The following is a 20,860-nucleotide window of genomic DNA, read 5'->3' as shown; positions in this document are numbered from 1 at the left end:
TCCTCAGCGGATCGGTTCGTGCACGGTGACGAGCTTGGTACCGTCCGGGAAGGTCGCCTCCACCTGCACGTCGTGAATCATCTCGGCAATGCCTTCCATCACCTGATCGCGGGTGACGACATGCGCGCCGGCTTCCATCAGGTCGGCGACCGACCGGCCGTCTCGCGCGCCTTCCACCACGTAGTCGGTGATGAGCGCGATCGCTTCCGGATAGTTGAGCTTGACCCCGCGTTCCAGCCGGCGGCGGGCGACGATCGCCGCCATGGAAATCAGCAGTTTGTCTTTTTCTCTGGGCGTCAGGTTCATGGGATTCCCGCAGTAAGATCAGATGTTCCAGACTTTCGGCACTGGCGCGCCGTTACGCAATACGGAAATTGCCGGTGTCAGGATTTTTCTGAGATGAAAGCCGGTTGGCGCGACCAGCCTGGCGATCAGCTTGCCGTTCCAGTGGCTGGCTCCGCCAGTCCACAGGCTCGCTCCGCCGGGTGTGTCCTCGAGAATCTGGCGAAGTTTCGGGAAAAGCGCTTCTGCGAGCGGGCCGGTGTAGAACAGAGTCGAGAAGGCGACCTGGCCGGAGAGCACGGCGGCGGCCTGGCAAAGCTGCTCGATCTCGCCCTCGAACTTCATCTCTTCCGCATGGATCAGCTGGCCTGACCGGCGCACCCGCCAGCGGTCGCGAAAGAAGCCGTGTGCAACCGCCTCGCCCATCGCCTTACGGCCGAGCAGGACCGCTTCGACGGCCAGGAATTCCGAGGTTTCGGAGAGGTCGACGTCGAGCCGGCGGGTGAGCGATGCCTGGTCGAAAAGGATGGTTTCCTGGGGAAGCCAGTGGACCGAAGCGTCGTCACCGACGGTGATGTGGGTGGAGACGGAGGCGGTGCCGGAGGCGGCCTTGTAGATCTTTTCGTTCGCCTGGGTGGTGACCGACAGTCTTGTGGAAGCGGCAGCGGCGACGGACCATTCGATCACGTCGCCGCCCGTCAGCCCCCCCGACGTATTGATGAGTATCGCCTCCATTTCAGGCGAAAAGGTTTCCGGAAGGCGAATTTTTGCGCAGCCCTCCTGGTAGAATTCGGAAAGCCGTGTCCGCCCGCCAAAAGCCTTGGTTACAAGGCGTCCTGCACCCCTTGCCCGCTGCGGCGCATATCGATCGGCTGGTTGCTGTTGCACGTCGTCCCCTGGAGATCGGCTTCGGTTCCGCAGCCCGATGCAACGCCCGTGCCAGACTTGGCCGCAGAACCGATCTTGGCCGGCGCTGCGGTAGCGATCACGTCGGTGCTGTCGGCCCTGCCGAAGAACTCCCACATCCGCGAAGCCGGATCAACATTGGCATCGAAAGCAGGTTTGGCGACGGTGACCGCAGCCACCTTGGTGACGCTCGCAGCACCGTCCTTGGCGGCGGCAATCACGGCTTCGGTGGCGGCAACCGGCTTCGGCCAGTCATGCGTGCCGTTGGCGAAGACGTAGGATGCGACGCGTGCGCCGTTCTGGCAGGTCCCGTAGAGACTGAAGGTGACGCCGTCGACCGTCTTTGTATCGCCATTGCCCTTGCAGCCGTCGAGTTCCGTCCAGCGCTGGATTGCGGTCTTGAAGCCGTACTGCCAATAGGCGCTGCCACCGCCCGCGTAAGGGTTGGCCGCATCCTTGACGCCGGCAAAAGCCATGATCGAGATGGGCCTGGCCGGATTGCAGCCTTGCGCATCCGGACCCCATTTGCCGTCGGTCTCGACCGGGCGTCCGGCGCGCAGCGAATGCACGAAGCCGGCAGCTGCGAAATCGTCATGGCCAGAGCAGAGATAGGCCGACAACATACGCCCGCCACCCGAATAACCCGAGGCATAGATGCGGGCCGGATCGACGCAGAATTGCTGCTTTGCAGTGTTCAGGGCCTGTTTGATATAGGCGATCTCGTCGAGACCGCCCTGTTGCACGGTGACGAAGGGCACGTTCCAGGCATAGGTTCCCGCGGAGCTTCCGGGCAGGCTGCCCTGCAGCGCCAAAACGATGAAGCCGTTTTTCTCCGCAACCTTGTCCCAGGAGCTTCTGTTCAGCTGCCCTTCGGGATTGCTGTGGCTGCCATGGAGATCGAAAACCAGCGGAACCTTGTCCTTGCCGGTATAGGACGAGGGAATGAAATAGACTGCCGAGCGGGCAACACCGTCGGTTTCGATGGTGATCGGGTGGCGACCCGCTTCCATCGGCTGGCCGCAGCCTGCGGCAAGAGCGCTGCCGGTCATTGACCCCAGGAAGGTCGTGGCGCCCAAAAAAACAGCTCGTACGGCAACCATGCGCGTAAGAGCAGAACGAGAGAAGAAACCAGCAACGCGTGCAAAGACCATCAGCGCCTCATCATGGGGTGCGGGGGTTGTCAACAATATTGCGGAATGCCCTGAAAACGTGGGGGTTAGTTAACATATATTAGATGGCATTGAAACGCACGAAGTGCTGCAACGCGATACAAACATTCACCAGTAAAAATACTAGTCTCACACAGTCAGATGCCGCCTTGCTTCTGCCGTATCCAGAGTCTCGGCCGCCCCTTCGTGCACAATCTCGCCACGATCCATGATGTAGACCTGGTCGGCCAGCTCCCGGCAGAAGTCCAGATACTGTTCCACCAGCAGAATGGCCATGCCGGTTGAATCCCGCAGGTAGCGGATCGCCCGGCCGATATCCTTGATGATGGACGGCTGGATGCCCTCGGTCGGCTCGTCGAGCACGAGGATCTTGGGCCTCGTGACCATGGCGCGGCCGATCGCCAATTGCTGCTGCTGGCCACCGGACAGGTCGCCGCCGCGCCGGCCGAGCATCGATTTCAACACCGGAAACAGCGAGAAGATCTCGTCGGGAATGAACTTGTCCTTGCGGGCGAGCGGCGCGTAACCGCTTTCGAGGTTTTCCTGTACGGTGAGCAGCGGGAAGATCTCGCGGCCCTGCGGCACGTAGCCGATGCCGTGCTTGGCGCGGTTATAGGGAGCGAGACCATTCAGCACCTCCCCCTGGAAGCTGATCGTGCCGGCGCTGACCGGATGCTGGCCGGTGACGGCGCGGAGAAGAGAACTCTTCCCCACGCCGTTCCGCCCCAGCACGCAAGTGATCTTGCCCATATCCGCATGAATCGAGACACCTCGCAGCGCCTGCGCCGCGCCATAATGAAGATTGACGTTGTTGACTGTCAGCATGTTAGCGCCCCAGATAATTCTCGATCACCTTCGGATCGTTCGAGACGAAATCGATCGAGCCTTCGGCTAGCACCGACCCTTCCGCAAGGCAGGTCACCTTGACGCCGAGTTCGCGGATGAAGCCCATGTCGTGTTCGACGACGACCACCGAACGGGTCTTGGCGATTTCCTTCAAGAGCACCGCCGTCTCGGCGGTTTCCGCGTCGGTCATTCCGGCGACCGGTTCATCGACCAGCAGAAGTTTCGGTTCCTGGGCGAGCAGCATGCCGATCTCCAGCCACTGTTTCTGGCCGTGGGAGAGATTGGCGGCGTATTCCTGGCTGCGATGCGTCAGGCGGATCGTCTCGAGGATCTCCCCGATGCGCGCCTTGTCCTCCGGCGACAGCGTGTAGAACAGGGTGGCGAACACGCCGCGCGACCGGTTCAGCGCCAGTTCCAGATTGTCCCAGACGGTGTGGCTTTCGAACACGGTCGGTTTCTGGAATTTGCGGCCGATGCCGAGCTGGGCGATATCCGCCTCGTCCTTCTTTGTTAGGTCGATCGTATCCTCGAACAGGACGGTGCCGGTGTCGGGCCGCGTCTTGCCGGTGATGATGTCCATCATCGTCGTCTTGCCGGCGCCGTTCGGGCCGATGATCGCCCTGAGCTCACCGGGCTCGACGACGAATGAGAGCGAGTTCAGCGCCTTGAAACCGTCGAAGGAGACCGAGACGTTTTCGAGATAGAGCAGGCTTTTCTGTCGTGTTTCGGAAATCATGTTCATGGTTGCGTGCCCTTATTCCGCCGCCTGGGCTTGCGCCACCGTGGTGGCGTCACCCCTGCCCTTTTCGGCATCCGCCGCAGCCTTCAATGCCTTGCGGGCCTTGAAGCCATGCTGGATCGTTCCGACGATACCCTTCGGCAGGAAGAGCGTGACGGCGATGAACAGACCACCGAGCGCAAACAGCCAGATTTCCGGGAAGGCGCCGGTGAAGAAGCTCTTGCCACCATTGACCAGGATCGCGCCGATGATCGGGCCGATTAGCGTGCCGCGCCCGCCGACCGCCGTCCAGACGACCACTTCGATCGAGTTGGCCGGCGCAAACTCGCCTGGATTGATGATGCCGACCTGCGGCACGAACAGCGCGCCGGCAATCCCCGCCATCATGGCGGATACGACGAAGGTGAAGAGCTTGATGTTCTCGACCCGGAAACCGAGGAAACGCACGCGGCTTTCCGCATCGCGCACGCCGACCAGCACCTTGCCGAATTTCGAACGGACGATGGCTGACGCAAGGATCAGGCAGAGCGACAGCATCAGCGCCGACATGAAGAACAGGACCGCACGCGTACCGTCCGCCTGGACGGAGAAGCCGAGGATGTCCTTGAAGTCGGTGAGGCCGTTATTGCCGCCGAAACCCATGTCGTTGCGGAAGAAGGCGAGCAGCAGCGCGTAGGTCATCGCCTGGGTGATGATCGACAGGTAGACGCCGTTGACGCGGGAGCGGAAGGCGAACCAGCCGAAGATGAAGGCGAGCAGGCCGGGCACGACGATCACCATCGCCATGGCGAAGATGAACCAGTCGAAGCCATGCCAGAACCACGGCAGTTCCTTGTAGTTGAGGAACACCATGAAATCGGGCAGGATCGGGTTGCCGTAGACGCCGCGCGGGCCGATCTGGCGCATCAGGTACATGCCCATCGCATAGCCGCCGAGCGCGAAGAAGGCGCCGTGGCCGAGCGAGAGGATGCCGCAGTAACCCCAGACGAGATCGAGCGCCAGCGCCAGCAGCGCGTAGCAGAGATATTTGCCGAACAGCGACATCACATAGGTCGGGATATGCAGGGCGCTGTCGGCCGGGGTCAAGAGATTGAGCGCCGGCACCAGGATGCCGATGGCCAGAATGATGCCGACGGCGGTAACGATACGGCCTTCGAGGGCGCGGAAGACAAAGCCGGAAATCATGCTTCCACCGCCCTTCCCTTGAGCGCGAACAGACCGCGCGGACGTTTCTGGATGAAGAGGATGATCAGCACCAGGACCAGGATCTTGCCGAGCACGGCGCCTACCGAAGGTTCGAGAAACTTGTTGAGCACCCCGAGCGACAGCGCGCCGACCAGCGTGCCCCAGAGATTACCGACGCCGCCGAACACCACAACCATGAAACTGTCGATGATGTAGCTCTGGCCGAGGTTCGGCGAGACGTTGTCGATCTGGGACAGCGCCACCCCGGCAATGCCGGCAATGCCGGAGCCGAGCGCGAAGGTGAAGGCGTCGACCCAGGGCGTCTTGATGCCCATCGACGACGCCATGCGGCGGTTCTGGGTGACGGCGCGCATGTTGAGGCCGAAGGAAGACTTCTTCATCACCACCAAGAGCGCCACGAAGATCGACAGCGAGAAGGCGATGATCCACATGCGGTTCCAGGTGATCGTCATGCCGCCGACCGGGAACGAGCCGGACATCCAGGACGGGTTGCCGACTTCCTGGTTGGTCGGGCCGAAGATCGAGCGGATCGTCTGCTGCAGGATCAGCGAGACGCCCCAGGTGGCAAGCAGCGTTTCGAGCGGCCGGCCGTAAAGGAAACGGATGACGCCGCGCTCGATGACCAGGCCGACCGCGCCGGTGACGAGGAAGGCGACGGGGAGCGCGATTGCCAGCGACCAGTCGAACAGGCCCGGAGCGCTATCGCGGATGACCTGCTGCACCACGAAGGTGGAATAGGCGCCGAGCATCACCATCTCGCCATGCGCCATGTTGATGATGCCCATGACGCCGAAGGTGATCGCAAGCCCGATCGCCGCCAAAAGCAGGACCGAGCCGAGCGACACGCCGTACCAGACGTTCTGGCCGATATCCCAGAGCCGCTGTCCGCTTTCGATGCTGGCGATTGCCGCATCGACATCGGCCTTGAGACTCGGGTCGAGGGACGCGGATGCGCCCATCAGGATGCCGATCGCGTTGCGGCCGCCATAGTTCTTGATGGTCGCGATCGCGGCGCGCTTTTCGTCGATGGAGCGGTCGGAGGAGAGCAGCGACACGGCGCGCGCCTCTACCATGCGGGCTTTGACCTCGCCGTCCGTCTCCTTGGAGATCGCAGTTTCGAGGAGCTCGAGGTTTTCGGCGCTCGGCGAGCGGAGCACCGCATCGGCCGCCTGCAGCCGGATGCCCCGATCCGGGCTCATCAGCGTCAGGCCGCCCATGGCTGAGCGGATGACGCGGCGCAGGCTGTTGTTGATCTTGATCTTGGTGACGGCGTTCTTGGCGGCCTGGCCAGCTGAAGCGCCTGTGACCGGGTCAGTCAGCTCATAGCTGGAGCCAGACACCTTGCCGATGAACACCAGGTTGTCGGACTTGCGGAAATAGAGGTCACCTTCGGAGAAGGCATTCAGCGCCGGCACGAGCCGGGCATCGCCGGTCGCGGCGAGCTGGCCGATCAGTTTTTCAGCTTCGCCGAAATCCGCCTTGGAAAGCGCGTCGATCAGCGACCTGGGATCGGCGCCTGCACCGGATTGTGCATAAGACGGCGACGCCAGCGCGGACACAACGCAAAGAAAAAATACGCGAAGAAAAAATTTTATTTTCATGACATCGCCCCTCATCCGCCTGCCGGCACCTTCTCCCCGCAAGCGGGGCGAAGGAGATCCGTGGCGACCTCCTGCCCGTCAGTGGACGGTTCAGGAAATGTTGTGCCGAAAGGCACTCCCCTCTCCCCGCGAGCGGGGAGAGGGTTAGGGTGAGGGGCAATGACTGCCCCATCAAATCAGCAGAGACTGGGATCAGCTGCCCTTGCCGCCGCACTTGCCGGAAGCAACGTTGAAGTTGCCGCAGGACATCGGCTTGCGCCAATCGGAGATCAGGTTCTTGCTGTCCGGCAGGTAATCGGACCACTCGTCGCCGACCACAGGCGCGGTTTCCTGAACGATGTCGAACTGGCCGTCAGCCTGGATTTCACCGATCAGCACCGGCTTGGTGATGTGGTGGTTCGGCATGACGGTGGACGTGCCACCCGACAGGTTCGGAACGGAGACGCCGATGATCGAGTCCAGCACGGCGTCGGTATTGGTGGTGCCGGCAGCTTCGACGGCCTTTACCCAGGCGTTGAAGCCGATATAGGCGGCTTCCATCGGGTCGTTGGTGACGCGCTTGTCGTTCTTGGTGAACGCCTTCCATTCCTTGATGAACTCGGCGTTGACGTCCGCATCGACGGACTGGAAGTAGTTCCAGGCAGCCAGGTGGCCGACGAGCGGCTTGGTGTCGAGACCGGCAAGCTCTTCTTCGCCGACCGAGAAGGCGACGACCGGAATGTCTTCAGCCTTGATGCCCTGGTTGCCGAGTTCCTTGTAGAACGGCACGTTGGCGTCGCCGTTGATGGTCGAGACGACGGCCGTCTTCTTGCCGGCAGAGCCGAACTTCTTGATGTCCGAGACGATCGTCTGCCAGTCGGAATGACCGAACGGCGTGTAGTTGACCATGATGTCGGACTCAGCAACGCCCTTCGACATCAGGTAGGCCTTGAGGATCTTGTTGGTCGTCTGCGGATAGACGTAGTCGGTACCGGCCAGAACCCAGCGCTTGACGCCCTCTTCCTTCGCCAGATAGTCGACGGCCGGGATGGCCTGCTGGTTGGGAGCAGCACCCGTGTAGAAGATGTTGCGCGAGGATTCTTCACCCTCGTACTGGACCGGGTAGAACAGGATCGAGTTCAGCTCTTCGAAGACCGGCAGGACCGACTTGCGCGAAGACGATGTCCAGCAACCGAAAACGGCGGCGACCTTGTCCTTGGAAATCAGCTGGCGGGCCTTTTCGGCAAACAGCGGCCAGTCGGAAGCCGGGTCGACGACGACGGCTTCAAGCTTCTTGCCGAGCACGCCGCCCTTCTTGTTCTGCTCCTCGACGAGCATCAGCATGACATCCTTGAGGGTGGTCTCAGAGATGGCCATGGTGCCGGAAAGCGAGTGCAGAACACCGATCTTGATGGTGTCGTCAGCGGCGAAAGCACCCTGCAGCGCCGTCGTCGACATTACGGCAGCGATAAGAGCGCCACCCAGTTTGGATTTGAATGTCATTGGTTCGAACCCCTCTTCTCGTTCGTCCGCAACGAAGAACTTAACCGTTGCTTAAGCGACTATCGGTTGCTGCATCGCAAAACCGTATACGTCGAATGACGTACCCGTAGGGGAGAAGGGGGAAGAACGATGCCGTGGTGGAAACCCACCTGGCATCTTCAGGCGAAACGGCGCCGGCTAGGACAGTATCAAGCGTCCTCATGATATATTAACTATATTTCGATTGTATAAATCGTGACGCTTACGTAGCGTGAGGAGTTGTTTCCGGTGTAAAGTACTATGAGTAGCATCCTCACAAATGCTGGAGCTACTTCCGCGCTCCAAATGCTTCGCTCCCTCAACAGCCAGATGTTCGGGGTCGAGCAGCAGGTTGCGACCGGCTTACGTATCGAACAGGCCTCCGACAATGCCGCCTACTGGTCGATCGCCACCACCATGCGATCGGACAGTGGTGCTCTTTCGGCCGTGCAGGATACCCTTGGCCTCGGAGCCGCGAAAGTCGACACGGCCTACGAAGGCATGGTCGCGACGGCCGATATCCTGGCCGCATTCATGGCCAAGGTCGTGGCTGCCCAGCAGGACGGGATAGACAGGAAGAAGATCCAGGAAGAACTGGAGCAGTTGAAGCAGCAGATCGTCTCGATATCCAACTCCGCGACCTTCGCCGGTCAGAACTGGCTGCGGTCGGACATGCAGGGCCAGGCGAGCGAACCAGGCACGAAGACTTCTGTCGTGTCGTCGTTCAATCGCAGCGAGGATGGAGCCGTCTCCCTCGAGACCATCGACGTCGATCTGTCGAAACTCGCACTGTTCAAGAATGGCGGCGGCGGAATTCTGCAGAAGGAACCTGATCCGGATCTGGGCTATGGCCTCGGCACGATCGGCGGGCTGATGGGATTTTCGACATCCGGTTATGGCGACGTGCCGGGCCCGGTATTCGACCAGCCCTTCACGATTACGAAATTCGACGTCATCACGGTCCCCTTTTCGGTCGGCACGTTCCAGGACACGTTCGTCATCACCAAGAGCGTCGTCGATCAGGCGCTCGGAGGCCAGATAGGATACGGCTTCGACGGAGATATCGAAAGCACGGCCGACTGGACGAAAGTCCTGCTGCAGGCGACGTTTCTCAACAAGGCGCCCCCCGACATCCTGTTTGCAGCCCAGGGCGGGGCGCCGAATATCTACTTTCGCGCCACCCTTCCTCTCGCCGCAGAGCTGATCACCGTTCAGCCGCCCGTCCACACCCGGACGCTGCCGCCGGAGGGTATCGATATTCTCGATATCGACGTTACCGATCCCGACATCGACTTTCCGACAATCACCCTGGTTCTCGACGAGATGCAGCAGAAGGTCATATCGGCCGGTGCCTATCTCGGCTCGCTCAAGTCGAGGATCGCAATGCAGGAAGCATTTGGAAACAGTCTCGCGGACAGTCTCGACAGAGGCATTGGACGCCTCGTCGATGCGAATATGAGCGAGGCATCGAGCAGGCTCAAAGCGCTGCAAGTCCAGCAGCAACTCGCGACCCAGTCGCTTTCCATCGCCAATTCGGACGCGCGAAACATCTTGTCTCTCTTCCAGTAATGAGACCGTCATCCTCGACGGCAAGGAAGAAACCCCGGGTCGATACCCGGGGATTGAGACGTAACGAGCCGCGGCCTGGAAGACTTCGTATCCGGCAACCGATGGCAAGAGAAACTCAGGCGTGCACGACTTCGGCCCTCGTGCCGGGGCTGAGGCTTTGAAGACTGAATGTCGCATCGAGCTGCTTTGCCATCGCTTCGACAATCCCCGTGCCAAGTCCGGGCTGCGAATGTGCCGGATCGTCTGGAATGCCGACGCCGTCGTCGTCTACCGAAAGCGACCAAAACCCGTTGTCAGAATGGTAATCAACCACGATTTTGCCATTTCGCTGGTCGGGAAACGCATGTTTCAGCGCGTTGATGACAAGTTCCGTGACGATAAGGCCGAGACTGACCGACACATTCGCCGTCGCAACACTGTCGTCCACATTCACTTTGATCGATATTTCCTCAGGATCAAAAATCATCGACGCGGCGAGGCTTTTGCAGAGTTGCGTGAAGTAGGTCCGCAGTTCGACATCGCCGGCATTTGTTGCCGCCAGCTGTCGCTGAACCGCTGCGATCGACATGACGCGTCCATGCGCGAGCGTTAAATGCGAACGGGTTTCTTCCGACTGAACCTTGCGGGCGCTTTGCAACAGGATGCTCGCGATGATCTGGAGACTGTTGGCAACCCGATGCTGGATCTCCCGCAGCAGGATTTCCTTTTCCCGGAGCAGGTCGTCCCTGAGCTTTTCGGCGAGGCGCACGTCGGTGACGTCGGCGATGGAAAGGAGCACGCGGACCCCTTCAACATCGCCGTAATCCAGTTTCTGGGCACTCAATACCAATTGTCGGGGTGGGCGGTCTTTTCGTTTCAGGTCCATTTCATAAGCCTGGATATCTGCGCTTCCCGACGCCGTGGCCTCCAGCAGCGACGAGAGGCTTCGTACATTCCACTCGCCATCACCAAGTTCGGAAAACGGGCGGTTGGAAACTGTTGCGGGATCGATCTCAAATTCGCGGCAGAACGAAGAACTGCCGGCAAGCACCATCAACGTCCCGTCCAGCAGCAAGAGCGGCGCGGCGGAGGTGGAAACGATTGCGAGGCCAAGGCTCATCACACCTGTTGGCGGAAGAGGAGCGGCGATAGTCATGGATAATGTCCCTTTAAGGGACCGGAGGCTCGCGGAGCGAAAGCCTTCCCCGGCATGGAATTCGCTCGAGCGAGCGTCAGCCTTTTTAGATCTGCCGACATTAGCACAGATGGGCGAAATGCGTAGAGAAATCGACCTATGGGAGCATCCTTGAGGCATCAGGCTTTCGCCGGTGCTAACTGCGATACGCATCATGACCGCTTGTGACGCATCGTGTCCACCGCTCTCGATCTCGAATTGGCGTATTGCGACCACGATCCCGAGTAGCATTGCGCGTGCGATATATGACCTCCAAGGTAATCGACCCGGCGGCCGATGGCATCTATCCCAGGATCCAGCTTTGTAGCGCGAAAGGATCAGCCATGCCCGTTACCTATGTCATTCGCTTCCACATCCGTCCCGGCCAGCGCGATCGCTTCATGACGCTGCTCAACGGCGCGCTCGATGCGATGCGCCACGAGTCGATGTTCCACCAGGCCGTGCTGCATGCCGATCCCCAGAATGAGAACCACGTGATGCTCTACGAGACATGGGAGGATCATCAGGACGTCCTGGACACGCAGTTGCAGCGCCCCTATCGGGAGGCATGGCACGCGGCCCTGGCCGATCTCCTCGCCGGACCTCGGGATATTTCGATCTGGCATCCGATCCGCAGCGACCGTGCGGCACAATCCCGCTCCTGACGGACAGCGGTCGCGGGTTGTCTGCCAGATTGATGTCCCCGCCGCTTTGGGTCATTCTTCGGGTTCATCCTTGGCTTCGAGGATCAGACAATGAAGCGCGGTCTATTCTTCGGCATGATCGCCGCCGCCGGCCTGCTCGCCGGAGCGGCATTCGTCGTGGTCGGCCAGACCAAAGTCCCGCCGGAAGCGATCCGGTCTTCCGTCATCCGCTCTCCCCAACTGATGGACCGGGCCTGGACACTGCCCGTGGCGGCAACCTTTGGCCGGAACGTGACCTGGCAATCGAACGGCTCCCGATGCGGTCCCGCAAGCATTGCCAATGCGTTCCGTTCGGTTGGCGAAGACGAAACGACCGAGGCCGAGGTCCTGGACGGGACCGGCATGTGCTGGACCGGGTTCTGCATCATCGGCCTGACGCTGGACGAACTTGCCGACCTCGCCCGCATGAAAACCGAGCGGAAGGTTTCGGTTCTGCGTGATCTGACCGCCGACGAATTCCGCGAGCATATGAAGCACGCTAACGACCCGGCTCGCCGTTACATTGTCAATTTCACGCGTGAAAAGATCTTTGGAGCAGGCGCCGGTCACCATTCTCCGATCGGAGGATATCTGGAAGCCGAGGATCTGGTGCTCGTCCTCGATGTCAACGAGGACTACAAGCCCTGGCTTGTCGAGCGGCAACGGTTGTTCTCGGCAATGGACACGCTCGATGGAGACAAGAAGCGCGGCCTGCTTCTGATCGAATAACAGGATCAGTCCCACCATCCCTGCCGTGCCCGCTTCGGGTCGTGACCGTTCCCGTGTCCTGAATTCGTTCCGCGGAGGGAACATTTCCCCGCCTCGTACGCTTGCCCTCGGATCCGCCAACCGCCCGAGGAGCTCAAGCCCGTGATCAACGACCTCTGGTACAAGAACGCCGTCGTCTATTGCCTCTCCGTCGAGACCTTCATGGATGCCAATGGCGATGGGATCGGGGATTTCCAGGGGCTGCAGCGCAGGCTGGATTATCTCTCCGGCCTCGGGGTCAGCGCCATCTGGCTGATGCCGTTCCAGACATCGCCCGGCCGCGACGACGGGTACGACGTCTCCGACTATTACAATGTCGATCCCCGCTACGGCACGCTCGGCGATTTCGTAGAATTCACCCATGGCGCCAAGCAGCGCGGGATCCGGGTGCTGATCGACCTCGTGGTCAACCACACGTCCAACGAACACCCCTGGTTTCAGGACGCCCGCAGCGACCCGAAATCCCGCTATCGCGACTGGTATGTCTGGTCCGACAAGAAGCCCGCGAATGCCAACGAAGGCATGGTGTTTCCGGGCGTCCAGAAGACCACCTGGACCTATGACGAGAAGGCCAAGCAATATTACTTTCACCGCTTCTACGAATTCCAGCCGGACCTCAACACCTCGAACCCGCATGTACAGGCGGAAATCCTGAAGATCATGGGGTTCTGGGTCCAGCTCGGCGTGTCCGGTTTCCGCATGGATGCGGTACCCTTCGTGATCGCCGAAAAGGGCGCCGAGGTGAAAAAGCCGAAGGAGCAGTTCGAGATGCTCCGGACGTTTCGCGAATTCCTGCAATGGCGGCTCGGAGACTCGATCATCCTTGCCGAAGCCAATGTCGTGCCGAAGGAAAATCTTGCCTATTTCGGCGAAGACGGCGACCGCATGCAGATGATGTTCAACTTCCACGTCAACCAGGCGCTGTTCTATGCGCTCGCCTCGGCCGACAGCCGGCCGCTGGCAAAGGCGATCAACGACACCTACGAGCGTCCCGCCACCGCCCAATGGGGCCTGTTCCTGCGCAATCACGACGAACTCGATCTCGGTCGGCTGACCGAGAAGCAGCGCCAGAAGGTGTTTTCCGAATTCGGCCCCGACAAGCATATGCAGCTCTACGACCGCGGCATCCGTAGGCGTCTGGCGCCGATGCTGCAGGGCGACCGCCGCCGGCTGGAGCTTGCCTACAGCCTGATGTTCTCCCTGCCCGGCACGCCGGTCATCCGCTACGGCGACGAGATCGGCATGGGCGACGACCTGTCGCTGCCGGAGCGCAACTGCGCCCGCACGCCGATGCAATGGTCGACCGAGCCGCATGGAGGCTTTACCAAGCATGACAAGCCGATCCTGCCGGTGATCAGCGGCGGTCCCTTCGGTTTCGAGCACCTGAACGTCGCCCACCAGCGGCGCGATCCGAACTCGATGCTGAACTGGATGGAACGCCTGATCCGCATGCGCAAGGAAGCGCCGGAAATCGGCTGGGGCGAATGCGTGCCGCTGGAGACCAGCGACCATGGCGTGCTGGCACTGCGCTACGACTGGCGCGACAATTCCGTGCTGGTCGTCCACAACCTGCATTCGACGCCGGTCGAGGTGGAGTTTTCGGTGGGTCTCGGCGACCATGGCGAGAAGCTGATCGACATAGCCGATGGCGGCAACAGCAAGGCCGAGGCGAATGGCAGGCACACGCTGCTGCTCGATGCCTATGCCTATCGCTGGTTCCGGGTCGGCGGCCTGGACTATCTCCTGAAGCGCAAGGAAATCTGACCTATCCGCCCGCCCTCACCTCGCGCACGCCCCGCCCGGTCTTCTGCCGCAGCAAGGCCCGCAGCGTGACGCCGTCGGCATAACCGACGAGCGCGGCGATCTCGTCCGGGCTCTTGTCGCTGGTCTTCAAAAGATGCACGGCGCGCTCGACCCTCAGATCCTGGAAATAGGAAAGCGGCGTCTTGCCGAGCACCTGCTGCATGCGCCGCGCGAGCGTCCGCTTGCTGGCGCCGACCACATCGGCCGCGTCGTCGAGCGAAAACCCTTCCGAAAGCCTGCCCCGTGCCCAGCGCTCGAAACGCTGCACCAGCGGGTCCGCATGCGAAAGATGGTCGGTGATCACGTAAGCCGACTGCGACGGCCGGTTGTCGACGATCAGGTAGCGCGCCACGAGGCCGGCAAGCTCCGGGCTCACCTGCCGCACCAGCCAGAGCGCCATGTCCATGTGGCCGAGCGCGGCGCCGGCCGTCACCAGCGAACCGGATTTCACCAGCATGCGGCCGTCTTCGAGCTGCACGGAAGGATATCGCTGGCGAAACAGCGGCGCGAGCCACCAGCTCGTCGTCGATTTCTCCCCGTCGAGAAGGCCGGATTCGGCGAGCACGAATGTGCCGACGCAAGCCGCGGCGATGTTCAGACCGGCCGCCTTCGCCTCGCGCAGCACCGCCCCCGCATCGCGGATTTCGGCACGGTCGAGGGCGGGCACCAGCACGTCCGGCATCTTGCAGGCGATCGCCGGCACGACCAGCCAGCCACCGGCCTTTGGATCGAAGCTTCCCGAGATCGGCACGGCAAGCCCGTGCGCCGTCTTCACCTTTTTGCGCACGCCGATGACCGACACGTCGAAGGCCGGCACCTCGAGCGACAGCATGACCGCCAGTTCGTTCGCCATGGTGAACACGTCGAGCATGGTCGACAGACCGGTGTCGAAGACGGGGTCGAGGGCGAGGATCTGCAACTTCATGGCAAGAACACTATCAACAATGTCAATATTGACAATAGGCAGGCGCACCTGCGTCGGGGAACATCACGCCTGAAAAACGTCGCCCGAGCGACACCGTTGCGATAAGAAGAGACGCATGAACATGGATGTCACCACGATCGGCTTCACCAAGACGACCGCCGAGGATTTCTTCGGCCGCATCAAGGCGGCCGGCGTCAAACGGGTCCTGGACGTGCGCCTCCACAACACCTCGCAGCTTGCCGGTTTTGCCAAATCCGACGACCTCGCCTTCTTCCTGAAGACGATCTGCGGCGCCGGTTATGTGCACGAACCGCTGCTGGCGCCGACCGAGGAAATCATGACCGCCTTCAAGAAGCAGAAGGGTGACTGGACGATTTTCCAGAATGATTTCATGGGCCTGATGGCGGAACGTCAGGTGGAAAGTCACCTGAAGCCGGAAGCCTTCGACGGGTCCTGCCTGCTCTGCTCCGAGGACACGCCGCATCATTGCCACCGCCGGCTTGTCTGCGACTACCTGAACGGCAAATGGGGCGGCCGGCTCAGCGTCCGCCATCTCTGAACCAATCCGATCAACCTGATCCGAAGCAACGCCGGGTGATTGCCTCCCCGTGCGTGGAGTGCCTTGCCATGACCTACGACACCATCCTTGCCATCGTCCTCTTCTCGCTGGTCGGTTCCGTCTCGCCGGGGCCGAGCAATTTCATGCTGCTCGCCTCGGGCACCAATTTCGGCTTCCGGCGCACCGTTCCGCAGATCCTCGGCATCACCATCGGTTTTTCGTCGGTGCTGCTCGCGGTCGGCTTCGGCCTCGGCGCGCTTCTGACGGCCTATCCGCCGCTTGGATTGGCGCTAAAGATCGCCGGCGGCGCCTACCTGCTCTATCTGGCCTGGCGGATTGCCATGTCCCGCTCCGTCTCCAGCGATAGCGCGAGCGCCGCCCGCCCCCTCACATTCCTCGAATCCGCCGCCTTCCAATGGGTGAACCCGAAGGCCTGGGTCGGCGCGCTGACCGCCATGGCGGCCTATGCCAGCGCCGAGAACCCGTTCGTCTCGGTGGTGTTGATCACGCTCGTCGTCGCCGTCGTCAACCTGCCGAGCGTCGCCGTCTGGGCCGGCTTCGGCGTGGCGCTGCGGCAGTTCCTGTCCGATCCGGTGCGGCTCAAATGGTTCAACATCGTCATGGCGTTGCTGCTGGTCGCGACGCTCTGGCCGCTGCTGAAATAGCGATGGTTGGAAAGGCCCGCCCCACACTTCTGTGATCCGCCTCCAGATGCGGTGGGGATTTACCGCACCGCATCATACTATGCTTGCAAAACACCGCGCCACAGCCGAAAGTGCACAATTGACGGTCTTCCTTCAAAAGGTGCTAGAAATTAGGCATGGCAGCGCGGCAACGCATCATTCCCGTCCGACGTGAATACAATCGTTGGGTCGCCAACCAGACGCTGGAGGACTACGCGCTCCGTTTCACCGCCAAGAGCGCCCGCCGGTTTTCCTCCAGCCGCATCTCGCAGACCGCCATCGGCGCCATCTCCTTCCTGGCGCTGGAAGCGATCGGCGGCGCGATCACCCTCTCCTACGGCACCACCAACGCATTTTTCGCGATCGTCACGGCCGCCATCGCCATGCTGGCGATCGGCTGGCCGATCAGCCGCTACGCGATCCGCCACGGTGTCGATATCGACCTTCTCACCCGCGGCGCGAGCTTCGGTTATATCGGCTCGACCATTACCTCGCTGATCTATGCCAGCTTCACCTTCATGCTGTTTGCGATCGAAGCATCGATCATGACCGGCGCACTGGAGCTCGCCTTCGGCATCCCGCCCTGGATCGGCTATATGATCAGCGCCGCGGTGGTCATCCCGCTGGTCATCTACGGCGTGCAGCTCATCTCCCGCTTCCAGCTGATCACCCAGCCGTTCTGGATCGTGCTCAATATCCTCCCCTTCCTGTTCATCGCCTTCATGGATTGGGAGAAGTTCGATCTCTGGCGCGCTTTTGCTGGCATCGGCCATTCCAACGCCGAGGTCGGCGGCCCGGCGCCCTTCAATCTCGTCGAGTTCGGTGCCGCCTCCGCCGTCATCCTCGCCTTGATGCCGCAGATCGGCGAGCAGGTCGACTTCCTGCGCTTCCTGCCGCCGGAGGGCCTGCGCAAGTGGCGGCACCGGTTGGCGGTTTTCCTGGCCGGTCCCGGCTGGGTGGTGGTCGGCGTGCCAAAACTTCTGGCCGGCTCGTTCCTGGCGGTGCTGACGCTCTCGACCGCCGTACCGATCCGCGAGGCGGCCGACCCGGCGCACATGTATTTCGCCGCCTTCGGCTACATGATCCCGAACGACACCGCAGCCCTGCTGCTGATGGCCGCCTTCGTGGTCGTCTCGCAGCTGAAGATCAACGTGATGAACGCCTATGCGGGCTCGCTCGCCTGGTCGAACTTCTTCTCGCGCCTCACCCACAGCCATCCCGGCCGCGTCGTCTGGCTGGTGTTCAACGTGGTGATCGCGCTGCTCCTGATGGAGCTCGGCATCTACCGACTGCTCGAAGCGACGCTCGGCATTTTCTCGATCATCGCCATGTCCTGGCTCTGCACCATCTCGGCCGATCTCATGATCAACAAGCCGCTCGGCCTGTCGCCTGAGGGCATCGAATTCAAGCGCGCCCATCTCTACGATATCAATCCGGTGGGCTTGGGCTCGATGTTCGGCTCGGCGGCCATAGCGCTCGCTGCCCATTTCGGCCTGTTCGGCCCGCTGATGGCCTCGCTCGCTACCTACCTGACACTGGTCGCCTTCCTGATCTCGCCGGCGCTCGCCTTTGCCACCAAGGGCAAATTCTACCTTGCCCGAAAACCGCGCCAGAGCTGGAAAAGCGTCGGCTCGATCACCTGCTCCATCTGCGAACACCCGTTCGAGCACGAGGACATGGCGTGGTGCCCGGCCTATGCCGCACCGATCTGCTCGCTCTGCTGTTCGCTCGACAGCCGCTGCCACGACATGTGCAAGCCGCATGCTCGGCTGAACACCCAGGTCGGCACCGTCGCCCGCTCCTTCCTGCCGGAGAGCGTCATCACCCGGTTGACGACGCGCCTCGGGCGCTACGCGACGACCGCGGTGCTGTCGATCTCGGTGATCGGCACGATCCTCGGCATGATCGCCTATCAGGTCAGTCGGGCGACGCCGGTCAATGCCGAGGTGATCTACGGCACGGTGCTGATCGTCTTTTTCGTCTTCGCCATCATCGCCGGCATCGTCTCCTGGTTTTACGTGCTCGCCCATGACAGCCGGGTGGTCGCTGAAGAGGAGTCCTCCCGCCAGAACACCCTGCTGCTCAAGGAAATCGCCGCCCACAAGAAGACCGACGCGGCATTGCAGGATGCCAAGGAAACCGCCGAGGCCGCCAACCGCGCCAAGAGCCGCTACGTCGTCGGCCTGTCCCATGAGCTGCGCACGCCGCTCAACGCCGTGCTCGGTTACGCCCAGATCCTCGAGCGTGACGAGACCATTCCCGCGCCGCGCCAATCGGCGATCAAGGTCATCAAGCGCTCTGCCGACCATCTTTCCGGGCTGATCGACGGACTGCTCGACATTTCCAAGATCGAGGCCGGCCGGCTGCAGGTCTATTCCAACGAGATCAACATCCAGGACTTTCTGGACCAGATCGTCGAGATGTTCGGGCTGCAGGCGCAGGCGAAGGGTCTGACATTCGAGCACGAGCGCGCCGGGGCATTGCCGCAATATGTCCGCACCGACGAGAAGCGGCTGCGCCAGATCCTCGTCAACCTGCTGTCGAACGCCATCAAGTTCACCGACGAAGGCAAGGTGCGGTTCGAGGTCGCCTATCGCAGCCAGGTCGCCACCTTCACGATTTCCGATACCGGCCGCGGCATCGCGGAGAAGGATCTCGGTCGTATCTACGAGCCCTTCCAGCGCGGCGAGGCGGAAAGCGTGCGCCCGATGCCCGGCCTCGGCCTCGGCCTCACCATCACCCAGCTTCTGACCAACACACTCGGCGGCGAGATCGCTGTCGCCAGCACCAAGGGCGAAGGCTCGATCTTCAAGGTGCGGCTGATGCTGTCCGCCATTGAGCGGCCGAACACCGCGCCGGCGGCGGAAAAGAAGATCGTTTCCTATACCGGCCCACGCCGCACCATCGTCCTCGTCGACGATAACGAGGACCACCGCGACCTGATGCGCGAAGTGCTGGCGCCGATGGATTTCGTCGTGCTGACCGCCAATAGCGGGCCGGACTGCCTGACGCTGATCGAGGGCGTCACGCCGGATCTGTTCCTCGTCGATATTTCCATGCCCGGCATGAGCGGCTGGCAGCTAGTCGGCAAGCTGCGCGAGATCGGCCAGGTGGCGCCGATCGTCATGCTGTCGGCCAATATCGGCGATGGTGTTGCGACGCATTCCGGTGACGAGGGCCATAACGATGCAATCGCCAAACCGGTCGACATCCGCCGCCTTGCCGACAAGCTCGCCGCCCATCTCGGCCTCGTCTGGGTCTATGAAAACGAAACGGTGCTGCCGGCAGTGGTCGGCCCGAAAAAGCCGATCAAAAGTCCGGGGACGGACCACGTTCAGGACCTTTTGCGGCTCGGCGAAATCGGCTACGTCCGCGGTATCGAAGCGAAACTTGCCGATCTCGCTCGGGAGGAGGAGCACCGCCCCTTCGCGGAAGAACTCGGCACTTACGTGCAGGCCTTCGATCTTGCCGGTTATATGAAATTCCTAAGCCGCCTTGAGGCAGAAAGGACGAGTGATGGCTGAAACTGCTCTGCCGCGCGATATCGTCCTTCTCGTGGACGACAGCCCCGAAACGCTGGGCTTCCTCACCGAAGCGCTCGAGAAATCCGGCTTCTCGGTGCTGATCGCCACGACCGGCCAGTCGGCGCTCAACATCGTCGAACGGATCACGCCCGATCTCATCCTGCTCGACGCGGTCATGCCCGGGATGGATGGGTTCGAGACCTGCCGGAAGCTCAAGACCAATGGCGGCGTGACGCAGGTGCCGGTCATCTTCATGACCGGCCTCACCGAGACCGAGCATGTGGTCAACGCGCTCGATTCCGGCGGCGTCGATTATCTCACCAAGCCGATCAATATCGACGAGCTGCGCGCCCGCATCCGCGTCCATCTCTCCAATGCCCGCTCCGCCCAGAGCGCCCGCGTGGCGCTCGATGCCGCCGGCCGCCACCTGCTGGCAGTCAAGGCGAATGGCGCGATCCACTGGTCGACGCCGCAGGCGACAAGGCTGATCAATGCGGCGACCAACAGCGACGACGGGCTCGACATCGTCTCCCGCCGCATCTCCGCCTGGATGGCCGAGCGCGACAAGCCGGGCTTTGCCCGCGACGCCGCCTTCGCCCTCGTCCAGAACGGCCAGGCGAGCCTGCAATTCGCCTTCCTTGGCGCGATCGGCGCCGACGAACATCTCTTCCGCCTGACGGCCGCCAACAAACGCCCGGACGACGAGGTGCTGCGCCAGCATTTTCCGCTGACCCAGCGTGAGTCCGAAGTGCTGCTGTGGATCGCCAAGGGCAAGTCGAACCGCGACATCGGCGATATTCTCGGACTGTCCGCCCGCACGGTGAACAAGCATCTGGAACAGATCTACGTGAAGCTCGGCGTCGAAAATCGCGCCTCGGCGGCGGTCAAGGCCGCGCATGTGCTGCACGAGATGTGAGTGTGGGATGCTTTAAACCGTCATTGCG

The 20,860-nt window shown here is 61.7% G+C and carries 18 protein-coding genes; 8 read left to right on the top strand and 10 right to left on the bottom strand.

Translation table 11 applies throughout. The features are described 5' to 3' along the window. Positions 1-3: 3 nt before the first annotated feature. The 8 genes from J2857_RS03840 to urtA form a co-directional block, all read right to left on the bottom strand. Entirely contained in the window at positions 4-306 is a 303-nt protein-coding gene (locus J2857_RS03840; protein WP_007773806.1) for an urease subunit gamma, read from the bottom strand. Positions 307-324: 18 nt separating this feature from the next. Next, complete coding sequence (locus tag J2857_RS03835; RefSeq protein ID WP_210008709.1) at positions 325-1,170, bottom strand: urease accessory protein UreD; 846 nt, start codon at positions 1,168-1,170, stop codon at positions 325-327. Beyond that, on the bottom strand, positions 1,107-2,237 hold the full coding sequence (locus J2857_RS03830) for an alpha/beta hydrolase family esterase (protein ID WP_210008708.1): 1,131 nt from the start codon (positions 2,235-2,237) through the stop codon (positions 1,107-1,109). Before J2857_RS03830 ends, J2857_RS03835 begins: the two co-directional genes overlap by 64 nt. A 249-nt stretch (positions 2,238-2,486) precedes the next feature. Next, the gene (gene urtE, locus J2857_RS03825; protein WP_007762131.1) at positions 2,487-3,182 is read right to left on the bottom strand and encodes an urea ABC transporter ATP-binding subunit UrtE; all 696 of its coding nucleotides are present in this window, start codon (positions 3,180-3,182) and stop codon (positions 2,487-2,489) included. 1 nt (position 3,183) lies between these two features. Beyond that, the gene (urtD, locus tag J2857_RS03820; protein ID WP_432420140.1) at positions 3,184-3,945 is read right to left on the bottom strand and encodes an urea ABC transporter ATP-binding protein UrtD; all 762 of its coding nucleotides are present in this window, start codon (positions 3,943-3,945) and stop codon (positions 3,184-3,186) included. A gap of 12 nt (positions 3,946-3,957) precedes the next feature. Continuing rightward, positions 3,958-5,127, bottom strand: a complete 1,170-nt coding sequence (urtC, locus tag J2857_RS03815; RefSeq protein WP_210008707.1) for an urea ABC transporter permease subunit UrtC — start codon at positions 5,125-5,127, stop codon at positions 3,958-3,960. Beyond that, positions 5,124-6,749 carry an urea ABC transporter permease subunit UrtB gene (urtB, locus tag J2857_RS03810; RefSeq protein WP_210008706.1) on the bottom strand — a complete coding sequence of 542 codons (1,626 nt, stop codon included), beginning with the start codon at positions 6,747-6,749 and terminating at the stop codon, positions 5,124-5,126. Before urtB ends, urtC begins: the two co-directional genes overlap by 4 nt. 192 nt (positions 6,750-6,941) lie before the next feature. Further along, on the bottom strand, positions 6,942-8,231 hold the full coding sequence (gene urtA, locus J2857_RS03805) for an urea ABC transporter substrate-binding protein (RefSeq protein ID WP_210008705.1): 1,290 nt from the start codon (positions 8,229-8,231) through the stop codon (positions 6,942-6,944). A 279-nt stretch (positions 8,232-8,510) separates the two neighbouring features. On the opposite strand from urtA, the gene J2857_RS03800 reads away from it, so the two are divergent. Then, positions 8,511-9,818 (top strand): flagellin, encoded by a 1,308-nt coding sequence (locus J2857_RS03800; protein ID WP_281068598.1) that lies wholly within the window; start codon positions 8,511-8,513, stop codon positions 9,816-9,818. 115 nt (positions 9,819-9,933) lie between these two features. Here the strand turns inward: J2857_RS03800 and J2857_RS03795 are convergent, their stop codons facing one another. Next, on the bottom strand, positions 9,934-10,953 hold the full coding sequence (locus tag J2857_RS03795; protein WP_245363003.1) for a sensor histidine kinase: 1,020 nt from the start codon (positions 10,951-10,953) through the stop codon (positions 9,934-9,936). A gap of 362 nt (positions 10,954-11,315) precedes the next feature. Between J2857_RS03795 and J2857_RS03790 the strand changes: the two genes are divergently transcribed. The 3 genes from J2857_RS03790 to J2857_RS03780 all read left to right on the top strand — a co-directional run bounded on the left by J2857_RS03790 (position 11,316) and on the right by J2857_RS03780 (position 14,186). Continuing rightward, positions 11,316-11,636: a putative quinol monooxygenase gene (locus J2857_RS03790; protein ID WP_210008700.1), complete on the top strand. Its 321-nt coding sequence runs from the start codon at positions 11,316-11,318 to the stop codon at positions 11,634-11,636. Positions 11,637-11,726: 90 nt separating this feature from the next. Continuing rightward, complete coding sequence (locus tag J2857_RS03785) at positions 11,727-12,383, top strand: phytochelatin synthase family protein (RefSeq protein ID WP_210008698.1); 657 nt, start codon at positions 11,727-11,729, stop codon at positions 12,381-12,383. Positions 12,384-12,524: 141 nt separating this feature from the next. Next, positions 12,525-14,186: an alpha-amylase family protein gene (locus tag J2857_RS03780; protein ID WP_210008696.1), complete on the top strand. Its 1,662-nt coding sequence runs from the start codon at positions 12,525-12,527 to the stop codon at positions 14,184-14,186. Position 14,187: 1 nt separating this feature from the next. Here J2857_RS03780 and J2857_RS03775 read toward each other — a convergent pair whose 3' ends face one another. Beyond that, the gene (locus tag J2857_RS03775; protein WP_210008694.1) at positions 14,188-15,150 is read right to left on the bottom strand and encodes a GlxA family transcriptional regulator; all 963 of its coding nucleotides are present in this window, start codon (positions 15,148-15,150) and stop codon (positions 14,188-14,190) included. Positions 15,151-15,265: 115 nt separating this feature from the next. Between J2857_RS03775 and J2857_RS03770 the strand changes: the two genes are divergently transcribed. The 4 genes from J2857_RS03770 to J2857_RS03755 all read left to right on the top strand — a co-directional run bounded on the left by J2857_RS03770 (position 15,266) and on the right by J2857_RS03755 (position 20,832). Beyond that, complete coding sequence (locus tag J2857_RS03770) at positions 15,266-15,709, top strand: DUF488 domain-containing protein (RefSeq protein ID WP_432420139.1); 444 nt, start codon at positions 15,266-15,268, stop codon at positions 15,707-15,709. A 68-nt stretch (positions 15,710-15,777) separates the two neighbouring features. After that, a complete protein-coding gene (locus tag J2857_RS03765) occupies positions 15,778-16,374 on the top strand; it encodes a LysE family translocator (protein ID WP_046632293.1) in 597 nt (198 codons plus the stop codon). Positions 16,375-16,529: 155 nt separating this feature from the next. Next, on the top strand, positions 16,530-19,916 hold the full coding sequence (locus J2857_RS03760; protein ID WP_210008692.1) for a hybrid sensor histidine kinase/response regulator: 3,387 nt from the start codon (positions 16,530-16,532) through the stop codon (positions 19,914-19,916). Further along, positions 19,909-20,832, top strand: coding sequence for a response regulator transcription factor (locus J2857_RS03755; RefSeq protein ID WP_210008690.1), 924 nt, complete (start codon positions 19,909-19,911; stop codon positions 20,830-20,832). Before J2857_RS03760 ends, J2857_RS03755 begins: the two co-directional genes overlap by 8 nt. Positions 20,833-20,860: the final 28 nt, after the last annotated feature.

The organism is Neorhizobium galegae (assembly GCF_017877055.1).
Taxonomy (GTDB): Bacteria; Pseudomonadota; Alphaproteobacteria; order Rhizobiales; family Rhizobiaceae; genus Neorhizobium; species Neorhizobium galegae_D.
The sequence above is the reverse complement of the archived record's forward strand: the minus strand, read 5'-3'. Positions and strand labels throughout refer to the sequence as shown.

Bases quoted from the DNA above. Each gene is read 5' to 3' on its own strand.
- J2857_RS03755 (WP_210008690.1), top strand. From the start codon at position 19,909: ATGGCTGAAACTGCTCTGCCGCGCGATATCGTCCTTCTCGTGGACGAC.
- urtE (WP_007762131.1), bottom strand. From the start codon at position 3,182: ATGCTGACAGTCAACAACGTCAATCTTCATTATGGCGCGGCGCAGGCG.
- J2857_RS03840 (WP_007773806.1), bottom strand. From the start codon at position 306: ATGAACCTGACGCCCAGAGAAAAAGACAAACTGCTGATTTCCATGGCG.
- urtA (WP_210008705.1), bottom strand. From the start codon at position 8,231: ATGACATTCAAATCCAAACTGGGTGGCGCTCTTATCGCTGCCGTAATG.
- J2857_RS03775 (WP_210008694.1), bottom strand. From the start codon at position 15,150: ATGAAGTTGCAGATCCTCGCCCTCGACCCCGTCTTCGACACCGGTCTG.
- J2857_RS03760 (WP_210008692.1), top strand. From the start codon at position 16,530: ATGGCAGCGCGGCAACGCATCATTCCCGTCCGACGTGAATACAATCGT.
- urtC (WP_210008707.1), bottom strand. From the start codon at position 5,127: ATGATTTCCGGCTTTGTCTTCCGCGCCCTCGAAGGCCGTATCGTTACC.
- J2857_RS03790 (WP_210008700.1), top strand. From the start codon at position 11,316: ATGCCCGTTACCTATGTCATTCGCTTCCACATCCGTCCCGGCCAGCGC.
- J2857_RS03830 (WP_210008708.1), bottom strand. From the start codon at position 2,237: ATGACCGGCAGCGCTCTTGCCGCAGGCTGCGGCCAGCCGATGGAAGCG.
- urtB (WP_210008706.1), bottom strand. From the start codon at position 6,749: ATGAAAATAAAATTTTTTCTTCGCGTATTTTTTCTTTGCGTTGTGTCC.
- J2857_RS03795 (WP_245363003.1), bottom strand. From the start codon at position 10,953: ATGACTATCGCCGCTCCTCTTCCGCCAACAGGTGTGATGAGCCTTGGC.
- urtD (WP_432420140.1), bottom strand. From the start codon at position 3,945: ATGAACATGATTTCCGAAACACGACAGAAAAGCCTGCTCTATCTCGAA.
- J2857_RS03765 (WP_046632293.1), top strand. From the start codon at position 15,778: ATGACCTACGACACCATCCTTGCCATCGTCCTCTTCTCGCTGGTCGGT.
- J2857_RS03800 (WP_281068598.1), top strand. From the start codon at position 8,511: ATGAGTAGCATCCTCACAAATGCTGGAGCTACTTCCGCGCTCCAAATG.
- J2857_RS03785 (WP_210008698.1), top strand. From the start codon at position 11,727: ATGAAGCGCGGTCTATTCTTCGGCATGATCGCCGCCGCCGGCCTGCTC.
- J2857_RS03770 (WP_432420139.1), top strand. From the start codon at position 15,266: ATGAACATGGATGTCACCACGATCGGCTTCACCAAGACGACCGCCGAG.